This window comes from Serratia sp. PF-27, assembly GCF_030053255.1.
Taxonomy (GTDB): Bacteria; Pseudomonadota; Gammaproteobacteria; order Enterobacterales; family Enterobacteriaceae; genus Serratia; species Serratia bockelmannii.
Genome location: NZ_JASGBT010000006.1, coordinates 134,276 through 147,036, shown reverse-complemented (window position 1 = coordinate 147,036; position 12,761 = coordinate 134,276). Strand labels below are relative to the sequence as shown.

Here is a 12,761-nt window from a genome sequence, read left to right as displayed (position 1 = left end):
TGTCTGAATCGGCCCGGCCGCGCCGGGCTTTGATGTGAAGTGTGAGGTTGTGATGTCTATTACCATGAGCGACAGCGCTGCGCAGCGTGTTCAGGCGTTTTTGACGAACCGCGGCAAGGGTCTCGGCCTGCGTCTGGGAGTGCGAACTTCCGGCTGCTCCGGGATGGCCTATGTGCTGGAATTTGTTGACGAAGCCAACGATGACGACATCGTGTTTGAAGACAAAGGCATCAAGGTGATCATCGACGGCAAGAGCCTGGTCTACCTTGACGGCACCGAGCTTGATTTCGTTAAGGAAGGCCTGAACGAAGGCTTCAAGTTCAACAACCCGAACGTCTCAAGCGAGTGCGGCTGCGGCGAGAGTTTCAACGTCTGACAGTCCATCGTGCTCCCCCGTTTCGGCGGGGGAACTTCATCCGCTAATGCCCAGAGCACGCTATGGATTACTTTACTTTATTCGGGCTGCCCGTTCGCTACACCGTGGACGGCAGCCTGCTTGCGTCCCGCTTCCAGGATCTGCAGCGCCAATTTCACCCCGATCGTTTCGCCAACCAGCCGGAGCGCGAACGCCTGATGGCGTTGCAGCAGGCGGCGACCATCAACGAAGCCTACCAGTCGCTGAAGCACCCGTTAAAACGCGCGGAGTATATGCTATCTTTGCACGGCTTCGATCTGGGCAACGAACAGCATACGATGCGCGACACCGCCTTTCTGATGGAACAGCTGGAGCTGCGCGAAGAGCTCGACGCCATTGAGCGCAAGCCGGAGGCGGAAAGCCTGCTGGCCGATTTCGGCGCGCGGCTGGCCACCTCCATCAAGCAGCGCAGCGCGCTGATGCTGCAGCAGTTGGACAGTGAACAGTGGGCGGATGCCGCCGACACCGTGCGCAAGCTGCGCTTTTTGGACAAACTCCAGCAACAGGTTGAACAACTCGAAGAAAAACTGCTGGGTTTTGAGTAACACCTTCTGATTCTGATTGTGGAAGCTTCAACATGGCCTTATTACAAATTAGTGAGCCTGGCCTCAGCGCCGCGCCGCACCAGCGACGCCTGGCCGCCGGTATCGACTTAGGCACCACCAACTCGCTGGTCGCCACGGTGCGCAGCGGGCAAGCGGAAACGCTGGCCGACGATCAGGGACGCCATTTGCTGCCTTCGGTGGTGCATTATCAGGCGGACGCGCAGCGCGTCGGCTGGGATGCGCGCCAACAGGCGGCGCAGGATCCGGCCAATACCGTCAGCTCCATCAAACGCATGATGGGTCGCTCGTTGGCGGACGTGCAGCAACGTTACCCGAACCTGCCGTATCAATTTCAGGCCAGCGACAACGGCCTGCCGCTGATCGTCACCGCCGCCGGCCCGGTTAACCCGGTTGGCGTCTCCGCCGATATCCTGCGGGCTCTGTCCGCGCGCGCGCAAGCGGCGCTGGAAGGCGAGCTGGATGGCGTCGTGATTACCGTTCCCGCTTACTTCGACGACGCGCAGCGCCAGGGCACCAAAGACGCGGCGCGTCTGGCCGGCCTGCACGTCCTGCGCCTGCTGAATGAGCCGACCGCGGCGGCGATTGCCTACGGGCTGGATTCCGGTCAGGAAGGGGTGATCGCGGTTTACGATCTGGGCGGTGGCACCTTTGATATCTCCATTCTGCGCCTCAGCCGCGGCGTGTTCGAAGTGCTGGCCACCGGCGGCGATTCCGCGCTGGGCGGCGACGATTTCGATCACCTGCTGGCCGACTGGCTGCGCGAGCAGGCCGGCGTGGCCGATCGCAGCGATCACGGTGTGCAGCGCCAACTGCTGGACGCCGCCATCGCCGCCAAAATCGCGTTGAGCGATGCCGACAGCGTGTGCGTTGAGGTAGCCGGCTGGCAGGGCGAGGTGACCCGCGCCCAGTTCGAAGCGCTGATCGCTCCGCTGGTGAAACGTACGTTGATGGCCTGCCGCCGCGCGCTGAAAGATGCCGGCGTCGCCGCCGACGAGGTGCTGGAAGCGGTGATGGTCGGCGGTTCCACCCGCGTGCCGCTGGTGCGTGAGCAGGTGGGGGCCTTCTTCGGCCGCACGCCGCTGACGTCGATCGATCCGGATAAAGTGGTCGCCATCGGCGCCGCGATCCAGGCCGACATCCTGGTGGGCAACAAGCCGGACAGCGACATGCTGCTGCTGGACGTGATCCCGCTGTCGCTGGGCCTGGAAACCATGGGCGGTCTGGTGGAGAAAGTGATCCCGCGCAACACCACCATTCCGGTGGCGCGCGCGCAGGAGTTCACCACCTTTAAAGATGGCCAGAGCGCGATGATGATCCACGTGCTGCAGGGCGAGCGCGAGCTGGTGCAGGATTGCCGTTCGCTGGCGCGCTTCACGCTGCGCGGCCTGCCGCCATTGCCTGCTGGGGGCGCGCACATTCGCGTCACCTTCCAGGTGGATGCCGATGGTCTGCTGAGCGTCACCGCGATGGAGAAATCCACCGGCGTTGAAGCCTCGATCCAGGTCAAGCCGTCATACGGTCTGTCGGACAGCGAAATCGCCGGCATGATCAAGGATTCGATGGCCAACGCGCAAAGCGACGTGGGCGCGCGCAAGCTGGCGGAGCAACGCGTGGAAGCCGCGCGGGTGCTGGAAAGCCTGCAGGGTGCGCTGGCCACCGACGCCGCGCTGCTGAGCGAGGCGGAAAGCCAGGCGATCGCCGCCGCGACCCAGGCGTTGCAGCAGGCGGCGCAGGGTGAAGATCCCGCCGCTATCGAAGACGCCATCAAAACATTAGATGCACAAACGCAAGATTTTGCCGCGCGCCGCATGGACGCTTCCATTCGCCGCGCGCTGGCTGGCCATTCTGTGGATGAGGTTTAACCATGCCTAAAATTGTTTTCCTGCCCCATCAAGACCTTTGCCCGGAAGGGGCGGTTCTGGAAGCCGAAAAAGGGGAGTCGATCCTCAACGTTGCGCTGCGCAACGGCATTGAAATCGAGCACGCCTGCGAGAAATCCTGCGCCTGCACCACCTGCCACTGCATCGTGCGTGAAGGCTTCGATTCGCTGGAAGAGAGCAGCGAGCTGGAAGACGACATGCTGGACAAAGCCTGGGGGCTGGAGCCGGAAAGCCGTCTGAGCTGCCAGGCGCTGGTCGCCGACGAAGATCTGGTGGTCGAAATGCCGCGCTACACCGTCAACCACGCGCGTGAGCATTAATTGTTAGCCGCAGCGTCAACCCGGAGATCATAATGGGACTGAAGTGGACCGACAGCCGTGAAATCGGCGAAGCCCTGTACGACCAATACCCGGACACCGATCCGAAAACCGTGCGTTTTACCGACATGCATCAGTGGATCTGCGATCTCGAAGAGTTCGACGACGATCCGCAGGCTTCCAACGAAAAAATACTGGAAGCGATCCTGCTGGTCTGGTTAGATGAAGCGGAGTAAATAGCGTAACGGGCTGCCATGGGCGGCCCGTTTATTTTGTATCCGACAAGATTAATAAAAGAATAATCCGGAGTAAGAAGGCTATGACAACAGAATTCATGCAGGTCACGCTGTCGCAACAACCTGCCGACGCCCGCTGGGGCGAGAAAGCGCTGCTGAGCACCAACGGCGAAGGGATGACCATCCACCTGACCGGGGCCGACAAGCTGGGCGCGATCCAGCGCGCGGGCCGCAAAATTGATGGCCAGGGCATCAAAAACGTCAAGCTGGCCGGCGACGGTTGGGATTTGGAAAACAGCTGGGCGTTCTGGCAAGGCTATCGCGGGCCGAAAGGGCAGCGCAACGTCGAATGGGCTGAACTGCCGGAAGCCGCGCGTCAGGAGCTGGATAAGCGCCTGAAGATCGTCGACTGGGTGCGTGACACCATCAACATGCCGGCGGAAGAGCTGGGGCCGGAGCAACTGGCGACCCGCGCTGTCGATTTGATGTGCGACGTCGGCTGCGATGCCGTCAGCTACCGTATCACCAAGGGCGAAGATCTGCGCGAGCAGAACTATGCTGGCATCCACACCGTCGGCCGCGGTTCCGAACGCCCGCCGGTGCTGCTGGCGCTGGACTTCAACCCGACCGGTAACCCGGACGCGCCGGTGTTCGCTTGCCTGGTCGGCAAGGGCATCACCTTCGATACCGGCGGTTATAGCCTGAAACAGAGCGCCTTTATGGATTCGATGAAGGCTGACATGGGCGGTGCGGCCACCATCACTGGCGCCCTGGCGCTGGCGGCGGCGCGCGGCCTGAAGCAGCGCGTGAAGCTGTACCTGTGCTGCGCCGACAACATGGTCAGCGGCAACGCCTTCAAACTGGGTGATATCATTCGCTACCGCAACGGCAAAACCGTTGAGGTGATGAACACCGATGCGGAAGGGCGCCTGGTGCTGGCCGACGGCCTGATCGACGCTTCTGAGCAGAATCCGCAGCTGATTATCGACTGCGCCACCCTGACCGGCGCGGCCAAAACCGCAGTGGGCAACGACTACCACGCCCTGTTCAGCTTCGACGATGCGCTGGCGCAGGAACTGTTGAGCAGCGCCGCCGCCGAGCAAGAGCCGTTCTGGCGTCTGCCCCTGGCCGAGTTCCACCGTAGCCAGCTGCCGTCCAACTTCGCCGAGCTGAACAACGTAGCCGGCCCGGCCTACACCGCCGGCGCCAGCACCGCGGCGGCCTTCCTGTCGCACTTCGTCAAGAATTACCAACAGGGCTGGCTGCACATCGACTGCTCCGCCACCTACCGCAAAGGCGCGGTGGATCAGTGGTCGGCCGGCGCGACCGGTTTGGGCGTGCGTACCCTGGCCAACCTGCTGCTGAGCAAAGCCAAATAATTGAACGCCCGCCGCATCGGGCGCTAGAATGCGCATTATCTTCGGGGCCCAGCATGCTGGGCCTCGCTATTTGATCCTGGAGTTTGCCATGAGTGCCCATCATCACGATGCCGCCCCGAGCGAGAACGAACTTGAACGCCTGCTGAAGCTGGCGGTGACGGAGCCGGCCCACCGCCCGGCGTTCTTCCGTGAACTGCTCGAGGCCACGGTGCTGATCCTCGGCGACAGCGAACAGGTGCAGCAGGACGGCGACATCACGCTGAACGCGGATACGCCGGTCAATATCCAGCATTGGGAAAAGCAGGACGGCGGCAGCATCATTCCGTTCTTCACTTCGCTGGAAGCACTGCAGAAGGCCGTTGAGGACGAACAGCCGTTCATCGCCATGCCGGCGCGGGTGCTGTTTGAAATCACCCAGGGCGCGGATCTGTTCCTCAACCCGAAGGCGGAGTACGGCAAAGAGTTCTATCCGGAAGAGGTGGCGATGCTGTTGGCGACCGGCGGCGTCGTCAAACCGGTGGAGCATTACGTCGATAAAGAGACCCAAATCCTGCTGGGGCAGCCCGAGGAGTACCCGTCGGCGATGGTGGATGCGTTGACCACGCTGTTCAGCCAGCGCAAACCGGTGCGCCGCGCGTTCCTGGCGCTGATGCACGACCAGGTGGCGGACGAGAAGCCGAATCTGCTGATCGGGCTGGAAGTGGACGCCGAGCCGGCGGAGATCGAGGCGTTGATCAACGAGGCCGGCAGCGTCGCCAGCGAAACGGCGCCAAACGACGAACCGGTGGATTTCTGCCTGGTGTCGGAGAACGAGCGCGGCATCAGCCACTATCTGATCGCCCATACGCAGCCATTTTACCAGCGCCGCTGGGGCAGTTGGCTGCGCAATTTGATCCCGTCTACCGACAAGACCCAGTAGCGCCGCCGCGTGGTCGAAAATGCCCCATGAAGATCATATTTTTTTAATGAAATGTTGATTTTCCCGTAGGCAAGCGTTAACGGCGCACATATAATCTGCGCCACTTGAGAAGGCCGGCAACATTGCAGACCGGCCTGTTTTGGAAGTCATACAGAGGCCATCATGACCGTAGAACGTACCTTTTCCATCGTTAAACCAAACGCAGTAGCCAACAACGACATCGGCGCTATCTACGCGCGTTTCGAGCGCGCCGGTTTCAAAATCATCGCCGCTAAAATGCTGCGTCTGACTCGCGAACAAGCTGAAGGCTTCTACGCTGAGCACAAAGGCCGTCCATTCTTCGACGGTCTGGTTGAGTTCATGACCTCTGGCCCAATCATGGTGCAGGTTCTGGAATCTGAAAACGCCGTGCAGCGCAACCGCGACATCATGGGCGCAACCAACCCGGACAACGCACTGGCCGGCACCCTGCGCGCCGACTACGCGGACAGCTTCACCGCTAACGCCGTTCACGGTTCCGACTCTGTTGAATCCGCACAGCGCGAAATCGCTTACTTCTTCAACGAAAGCGAAATCTGCGCACGTTAATCGCGCGTTTCTGAGCTGATAGCCAGGCATTCACCGGCTGAAACAATAAAAATGCCCTGAATGCCTTTCAGCCATAGAAACCCGCTACTAAAATTTGTACAATGCCGCGCCCCTGATAAGACGACTTGTCAGGGGCGTGTTTTTAGTGCCGCCACCCGAATCTCGCGGGCTGAAATGCACAACTTACTGTCCATTCTTTAGCGCCATAACGTGTAATAACGAGGCCAGAGATCATTATGTTAGAACCCATCACGTCCGAGCACACCGTGTCTGAAAATAATTCGCTGACTACCCCCTCCGTTAACGTGGAGCAACCGGCTGCGGCCAAAATCAACCTGCTGGATCTGAACCGCCAGCAAATGCGCGAGTTCTTCGCCGAAATGGGCGAGAAGCCGTTCCGCGCCGATCAGGTGATGAAGTGGATTTACCACTACTGCTGCGACGATTTCGAGCAGATGACCGACATCAACAAAGTCCTGCGCGGCAAGCTGCAGCGCGTGGCGGAAATCCGCGCGCCGGAAGTGGCGGAAGAACAGCGTTCGGCCGACGGCACCATCAAGTGGGCGATTAAAGTCGGCGATCAGCAGGTTGAAACCGTGTACATCCCGGAAGCCGACCGCGCGACGCTGTGCGTCTCCTCGCAGGTAGGCTGCGCGCTGGAGTGCAAATTCTGTTCGACGGCGCAGCAGGGCTTCAACCGCAACCTGCGCGTGTCGGAAATCATTGGCCAGGTGTGGCGCGCGGCGAAAATCATCGGCGCGCTGAAGGTGACCGGCCAACGTCCGATCACCAACGTGGTGATGATGGGCATGGGCGAGCCGCTGCTCAACCTGAACAACGTGGTGCCGGCGATGGAAATCATGCTGGACGACTTCGGCTTTGGCCTGTCCAAACGCCGCGTGACCCTGTCTACTTCTGGCGTAGTGCCAGCGCTGGACAAGCTGGGCGACATGATCGACGTGGCGCTGGCGATCTCGCTGCACGCGCCGAACGACACCATCCGCGATGAGATCGTGCCGATCAACCGCAAATACAACATCGAGACCTTCCTGTCCGCAGTGCGTCGCTATCTGGAGAAATCCAACGCCAACCAGGGCCGCGTGACCGTCGAGTACGTGATGTTGGATCATATCAACGACAGCACCGACGATGCGCATCAGCTGGCGGAAGTGCTGAAAGACACGCCGTGCAAGATTAACCTGATCCCATGGAACCCGTTCCCGGGCGCCCCCTACGGCCGCAGCTCCAACAGCCGGGTGGATCGTTTCTCCAAGGTGTTGATGGAATACGGCTTTACGACTATTGTTCGTAAAACCCGTGGTGACGATATCGACGCCGCCTGCGGGCAACTGGCGGGTGAAGTGATCGACCGTACCAAGCGTACCCTGAAGAAGAAAATGGCCGGGGAACCTATCAACGTACGGGCGGTCTGAATCCTATAGCACCATTTTTTGTTATCTAACAGCCTGTTATGCGCAAGCATGTCGCTGGCGGGCGTTAGCTGACGGCCGATAAGGAAATGAATGCGGGCATGAAGCTGAAACTGTGGGGTATGTGGCTGGCGGCCGGGTTGTTGGCCGGGTGTTCCGGTTCAGCGCCGGAAAAGGAAGCACAAGTCTCTGAGGCGGGCCAGACGCGGTTGCAACTGGGCCTGGAGTACCTGCAGCAAGGCGACATGGACGCCGCACGCCAGAACCTGGAAAAGGCGCTGGACGCGGCCCCACAGGATTACCGCACGCAGTTGGGCATGGCGCTCTACGCGCAGCGGAACGGTGAAAACACCGAGGCCGAACAGCGTTATCGGCAAGCGCTCAAACTTGCGCCGGGCAATGGCACCGTATTGAATAATTACGGTGCGTTTCTTTGCGGTTTAGGGCAGTATGTACCGGCGCAACAGCAGTTTAGCGCTGCGGCGCTGGTGCCCGATTATGGCCAGGTCGCCGACAGCCTGGAAAACGCAGGTTACTGTTTTCTCAAGGCCGGACAAAACGATGAGGCGCGCACGCTGTTGAGCCGCGCGCTAAAAGTCGATCCGGACAAAGGCACTCCGCTGTTGGCGGAGGCCGAAAAGCAATTTGGAGAAGGGAAGCGCGCCCAGTCGCAACTTTTATTGGATGTTTATCAGCATGTTCTGCCGGCCAGCGCCAGCAGCTTATGGTTACAGATTCGTTTCGCCGCGTCAGCCGGCCGCCAGGATAGCGTTCAACGCTATGGCAAGCAGCTAGCGCGAAGTTTTCCACAATCCAAACAGTACCAGCAGTTCTTAGCTAATGAATACTGAAGCCTCCCAAGATAAAACCGTATCCATGACGACGGGCCAGCGCCTGCGTCAGGCCCGTGAGCAACTCGGGCTGAGCCAACAGACCGTTGCAGAACGCCTGTGTCTCAAAATGTCCACCGTGCGCGATATCGAGGAAGACAGCGTGTCTGCTGACCTCGCGTCCACCTTCGTGCGCGGCTACATCCGTTCCTACGCCAAGCTGGTGCATCTGCCGGAAGACGAACTGCTGCCGATGCTGGCCAAGCAGGCGCCGTTGAAGATGGCGAAAGTGGCGCCGATGCAAAGCTTCTCGCTGGGCAAGCGCCGCAAGAAACGCGACGGCTGGCTGATGAGCTTCACCTGGCTTATCGTGTTCGTGGTGATCGGCCTGACCGGCGCTTGGTGGTGGCAAAACCACAAGGCGCAGCAGGAAGAGATCGCCACCATGGCCGATCAATCCTCGGCGCAGCTTTCACAGAATAACGAAGGGCAGTCCGTGCCGCTGACCGACGGCAATGCCGACGCCGGCACCAACGTGCCGTTGGTCGACAACAGCGCTACGCCGGCTGATACCGGCGCAGCGGCTCAGACGCCTGCGGCGACCGCCCAGGCGCCGAGCGCGGCCCAGCAGCAGCCTGCCGTGGTGTCGCCAAGCCAGACAACCCTGCCGGAAACCGCGCCGGCGGCACAAGCGCCGTTGCCGACCGCCGATGCGGGCGTGGCTGCGCCGGCGGCCGATCCGAACGCGCTGGTGATGGATTTCTCCGCCGACTGCTGGCTGCAGGTGACCGACGCGAGCGGTAAAACGCTGTTCAGCGGCACCCAGAAGCAAGGTGGCAAGCTGAACCTGACCGGCACTGCGCCGTATAAACTGACCATCGGCGCGCCGGCGGCAGTTCAGATCCAGTATCAGGGTAAACCGGTTGATTTAAGCCGGTTCGTTAAGTCAAACCGTGTTGCTCGCCTGACCGTCGCCGCGCAGTAATCGCGCGGCTGGTCGTGATGTCAGAGCAGCAATGGAGAGTAAGTAATGCATAACCAAGCGCCCATCAACCGTCGAAAATCTACACGCATTTACGTCGGCAAGGTGCCTATTGGTGATGGTGCGCCGATTGCCGTGCAGTCGATGACCAACACCCGTACCACCGATGTTGAAGCAACGGTTAATCAGATCAAAGCGCTGGAGCGCGTGGGCGTCGACATCGTCCGCGTTTCGGTTCCTACCATGGACGCCGCCGAGGCGTTCAAACTGATCAAGCAGCAGGTCAACGTGCCGCTGGTCGCCGATATCCACTTCGATTATCGCATCGCGCTGCAGGTTGCCGAATATGGCGTAGACTGCCTGCGCATCAACCCGGGCAACATCGGCAACGAATCGCGCATTCGCTCGGTGGTGGACTGCGCCCGCGACAAGAACATCCCGATTCGCATCGGCGTCAACGGCGGCTCGCTGGAGAAAGACCTGCAGGAAAAGTACGGCGAACCTACGCCGGAAGCGCTGTTGGAATCCGCCATGCGCCACGTGGACATCCTCGATCGTCTCAACTTCGACCAGTTCAAGGTCAGCGTCAAGGCGTCGGACGTGTTCCTGGCGGTGCAATCCTACCGCTTGCTGGCGTCGCGCATCGATCAGCCGCTGCATCTGGGCATCACCGAAGCCGGCGGCGCGCGCAGCGGGTCGGTCAAATCGGCCATCGGCCTGGGCATGCTGCTGTCTGAAGGCATCGGCGATACCCTGCGCATCTCGCTGGCGGCGGATCCGGTTGAAGAAGTGAAGGTCGGTTTCGACATTCTGAAGTCGCTGCGCATCCGCGCGCGCGGCATCAACTTCATCGCCTGCCCGACCTGTTCGCGTCAGGAGTTCGATGTGATTGGCACGGTGAACGCGCTGGAGCAGCGCCTGGAAGACATCATCACGCCGATGGACGTCTCGATCATCGGTTGCGTGGTGAACGGCCCGGGCGAAGCGCTGGTGTCCACCATGGGCGTGACCGGCGGCCACAAGAAGAGCGGCTTCTATGAAGACGGCGTGCGCCAGAAAGAGCGTTTCGACAACGAACAGATGATCGACCAGCTGGAAGCGAAAATTCGCGCCAAGGCCGCGATGATGGACGAAAGCAACCGCATCACGGTCAACCTGCTGGAAAAATAAGCGTTATCGCTACACGGCGGGCCAGTTGGCCCGCTTGTTTATGAGCCTGAAGGGCAGAAAACCGCATCCGCGTTGAATACCGGGCGGCAAAGTCCCTATAATCGGGTTCATTTTTACAGACAACGGACAGAGAACTCACGTGGCAAAGAACATTCAAGCCATTCGCGGCATGAACGACTACCTGCCGGAAGAAACGGCATTATGGCAGCGTATTGAAGGCACCCTCAAGCAGGTGCTGGGCGGCTACGGTTACAGCGAAATCCGGTTGCCGATTGTAGAGCAGACCCCGTTATTCAAACGCGCGATCGGCGAAGTGACCGACGTCGTGGAAAAAGAGATGTATACCTTCGAAGACCGCAACGGCGAAAGCCTGACGCTGCGTCCGGAAGGGACGGCCGGCTGCGTGCGCGCCGGCATCGAACATGGTCTGCTGTACAATCAGGAACAGCGTCTGTGGTACATCGGCCCGATGTTCCGCTACGAGCGCCCGCAGAAGGGCCGCTATCGCCAGTTCCATCAGCTGGGCGCGGAAGTGTTCGGCCTGCAAGGCCCGGATATCGACGCTGAGTTGATCCTGCTGACCGCCCGCTGGTGGAAAGCGCTGGGCATCGCCGAGCACGTCAAGCTGGAGCTGAACTCGATCGGTTCGCTGGAAGCGCGCGCCAACTACCGCGACGCGCTGGTGGCGTTCCTGGAGCAGCACGTCGAGGTGCTGGACGAAGACTGCAAACGCCGCATGTACAGCAACCCGCTGCGCGTGCTGGACTCCAAGAATCCTGAGGTGCAGGCGCTGTTGAACGACGCGCCGCGCCTGTCCGAGTACCTGGATGAAGAATCCCGTGCTCACTTCGCCGGTCTGTGTGAACTTTTGGCGCAGGCAGGTATCCCATATACCGTTAACGAGCGCCTGGTGCGCGGTCTGGATTACTATAACCGCACCGTGTTTGAGTGGGTGACCACCAGCCTGGGCGCGCAGGGCACCGTCTGCGCGGGCGGCCGTTACGACGGCCTGGTCGAGCAATTGGGCGGCCGCGCCACCCCGGCGGTCGGTTTCGCCATGGGCCTCGAGCGTCTGGTGTTGCTGGTGCAGGCGGTTAACCCGGAATTCAAGGCGCCGTCGGCTATCGACGTGTACGTCATCTCTTCCGGCGCGGGCACCCAGAGCGCGGCAATGCAGCTGGCTGAACAGGTGCGCGACGCGGCGCCGCAGCTGAAGCTGATGACCAATTACGGCGGCGGCAACTTCAAGAAGCAGATCACTCGTGCGGACAAATGGGGCGCGCGCATCGCGCTGATCCTGGGTGAGAGCGAAGTGGCGGCGCAGCAGGTGGTGGTGAAAGACCTGCGCAGTGGTGAACAAGAAACGCTGGCGCAAAGCGAAGTCGCGGCGCGTCTGGCTTTGATGTTAGGTTAAGGAGAAGGACACCGTGGAAGTCTATACCACTGAAAACGAACAAGTCGACGCACTGCGTCGGTTCTTTGCCGAGAACGGCAAAGCGCTGGCGGTGGGCGTGGTGCTCGGAATTGGTGCCCTGGTTGGCTGGCGTTACTGGCAGAGCCATGAAAACTCCAACATGATGGCGGCATCGCAATCCTATCAGGAAGCCAGCGATCGTCTGGCGGCCGGCAAGCCGGATGACGTGGCTGCCGCAGAGAAATTTGTCCAGGCTAACGGCAACAGCTACGGCGTACTGGCCGCGCTGCAGTTGGCCAAGCACTTTGTCGAACAGAATGATTTCGCCAAGGCGGAACAGCAGCTGGTGCTGGCGCAGGGCCAGACCAAAGACGACAACCTGTTGGCGATGATCGACCTGCGTCTGGCGCGTGTCCAGCTGCAGGAGAAAAAGCTGGATGAAGCGCTGAAAACGCTGGATGGCGTGAAAGGCGAAGGCTGGGCGGCGATGATGCAGGATGTGCGCGGCGATGTATTGCTGGCCAAGGGCGACGCCAAGGGCGCGCGCGAAGCTTACAGCAAAGGCATTGAGTCCAATGCTTCTCAGGCGCTGCAGGTTCTGCTGCGCATGAAATTGAATAACTTGTCCAGCTAAG

14 protein-coding genes are annotated in these 12,761 nt (G+C 60.6%); all 14 read left to right on the top strand.

What is annotated here, in order from left to right:
* The first annotated feature begins 52 nt into the window (after window positions 1-52).
* A complete protein-coding gene (iscA, locus tag QMZ29_RS02525) occupies window positions 53-376 on the top strand; it encodes an iron-sulfur cluster assembly protein IscA (RefSeq protein ID WP_004941410.1) in 324 nt (107 codons plus the stop codon).
* Window positions 377-438: 62 nt separating this feature from the next.
* Entirely contained in the window at window positions 439-960 is a 522-nt protein-coding gene (gene hscB, locus QMZ29_RS02520) for a co-chaperone HscB (RefSeq protein WP_060439408.1), read from the top strand.
* A 32-nt stretch (window positions 961-992) separates the two neighbouring features.
* Window positions 993-2,843 (top strand): Fe-S protein assembly chaperone HscA, encoded by a 1,851-nt coding sequence (hscA, locus tag QMZ29_RS02515; RefSeq protein ID WP_025303914.1) that lies wholly within the window; start codon window positions 993-995, stop codon window positions 2,841-2,843.
* 2 nt (window positions 2,844-2,845) lie between these two features.
* Window positions 2,846-3,181 (top strand): ISC system 2Fe-2S type ferredoxin, encoded by a 336-nt coding sequence (fdx, locus tag QMZ29_RS02510; RefSeq protein WP_004941417.1) that lies wholly within the window; start codon window positions 2,846-2,848, stop codon window positions 3,179-3,181.
* Between the two features lie 32 nt (window positions 3,182-3,213).
* Complete coding sequence (gene iscX / locus QMZ29_RS02505) at window positions 3,214-3,414, top strand: Fe-S cluster assembly protein IscX (RefSeq protein WP_006327336.1); 201 nt, start codon at window positions 3,214-3,216, stop codon at window positions 3,412-3,414.
* A gap of 83 nt (window positions 3,415-3,497) precedes the next feature.
* Window positions 3,498-4,793 (top strand): aminopeptidase PepB, encoded by a 1,296-nt coding sequence (pepB, locus tag QMZ29_RS02500; protein WP_025303913.1) that lies wholly within the window; start codon window positions 3,498-3,500, stop codon window positions 4,791-4,793.
* An 88-nt stretch (window positions 4,794-4,881) separates the two neighbouring features.
* Window positions 4,882-5,712 (top strand): enhanced serine sensitivity protein SseB, encoded by an 831-nt coding sequence (gene sseB, locus QMZ29_RS02495; RefSeq protein WP_049204939.1) that lies wholly within the window; start codon window positions 4,882-4,884, stop codon window positions 5,710-5,712.
* A gap of 162 nt (window positions 5,713-5,874) precedes the next feature.
* A complete protein-coding gene (gene ndk / locus QMZ29_RS02490) occupies window positions 5,875-6,300 on the top strand; it encodes a nucleoside-diphosphate kinase (RefSeq protein ID WP_004941424.1) in 426 nt (141 codons plus the stop codon).
* A 236-nt stretch (window positions 6,301-6,536) separates the two neighbouring features.
* A complete protein-coding gene (rlmN, locus tag QMZ29_RS02485; protein ID WP_004941426.1) occupies window positions 6,537-7,733 on the top strand; it encodes a dual-specificity RNA methyltransferase RlmN in 1,197 nt (398 codons plus the stop codon).
* Between the two features lie 98 nt (window positions 7,734-7,831).
* Entirely contained in the window at window positions 7,832-8,581 is a 750-nt protein-coding gene (gene pilW, locus QMZ29_RS02480) for a type IV pilus biogenesis/stability protein PilW (RefSeq protein ID WP_142591384.1), read from the top strand.
* Window positions 8,571-9,545: a cytoskeleton protein RodZ gene (gene rodZ, locus QMZ29_RS02475; protein WP_025303910.1), complete on the top strand. Its 975-nt coding sequence runs from the start codon at window positions 8,571-8,573 to the stop codon at window positions 9,543-9,545. Before pilW ends, rodZ begins: the two co-directional genes overlap by 11 nt.
* Window positions 9,546-9,590: 45 nt before the next feature.
* Complete coding sequence (gene ispG / locus QMZ29_RS02470; protein ID WP_016929756.1) at window positions 9,591-10,712, top strand: flavodoxin-dependent (E)-4-hydroxy-3-methylbut-2-enyl-diphosphate synthase; 1,122 nt, start codon at window positions 9,591-9,593, stop codon at window positions 10,710-10,712.
* Window positions 10,713-10,851: 139 nt separating this feature from the next.
* Complete coding sequence (gene hisS / locus QMZ29_RS02465) at window positions 10,852-12,126, top strand: histidine--tRNA ligase (RefSeq protein ID WP_025303909.1); 1,275 nt, start codon at window positions 10,852-10,854, stop codon at window positions 12,124-12,126.
* Window positions 12,127-12,139: 13 nt separating this feature from the next.
* A complete protein-coding gene (locus QMZ29_RS02460) occupies window positions 12,140-12,760 on the top strand; it encodes a YfgM family protein (RefSeq protein WP_049204897.1) in 621 nt (206 codons plus the stop codon).
* Window position 12,761 lies beyond the last annotated feature (1 nt).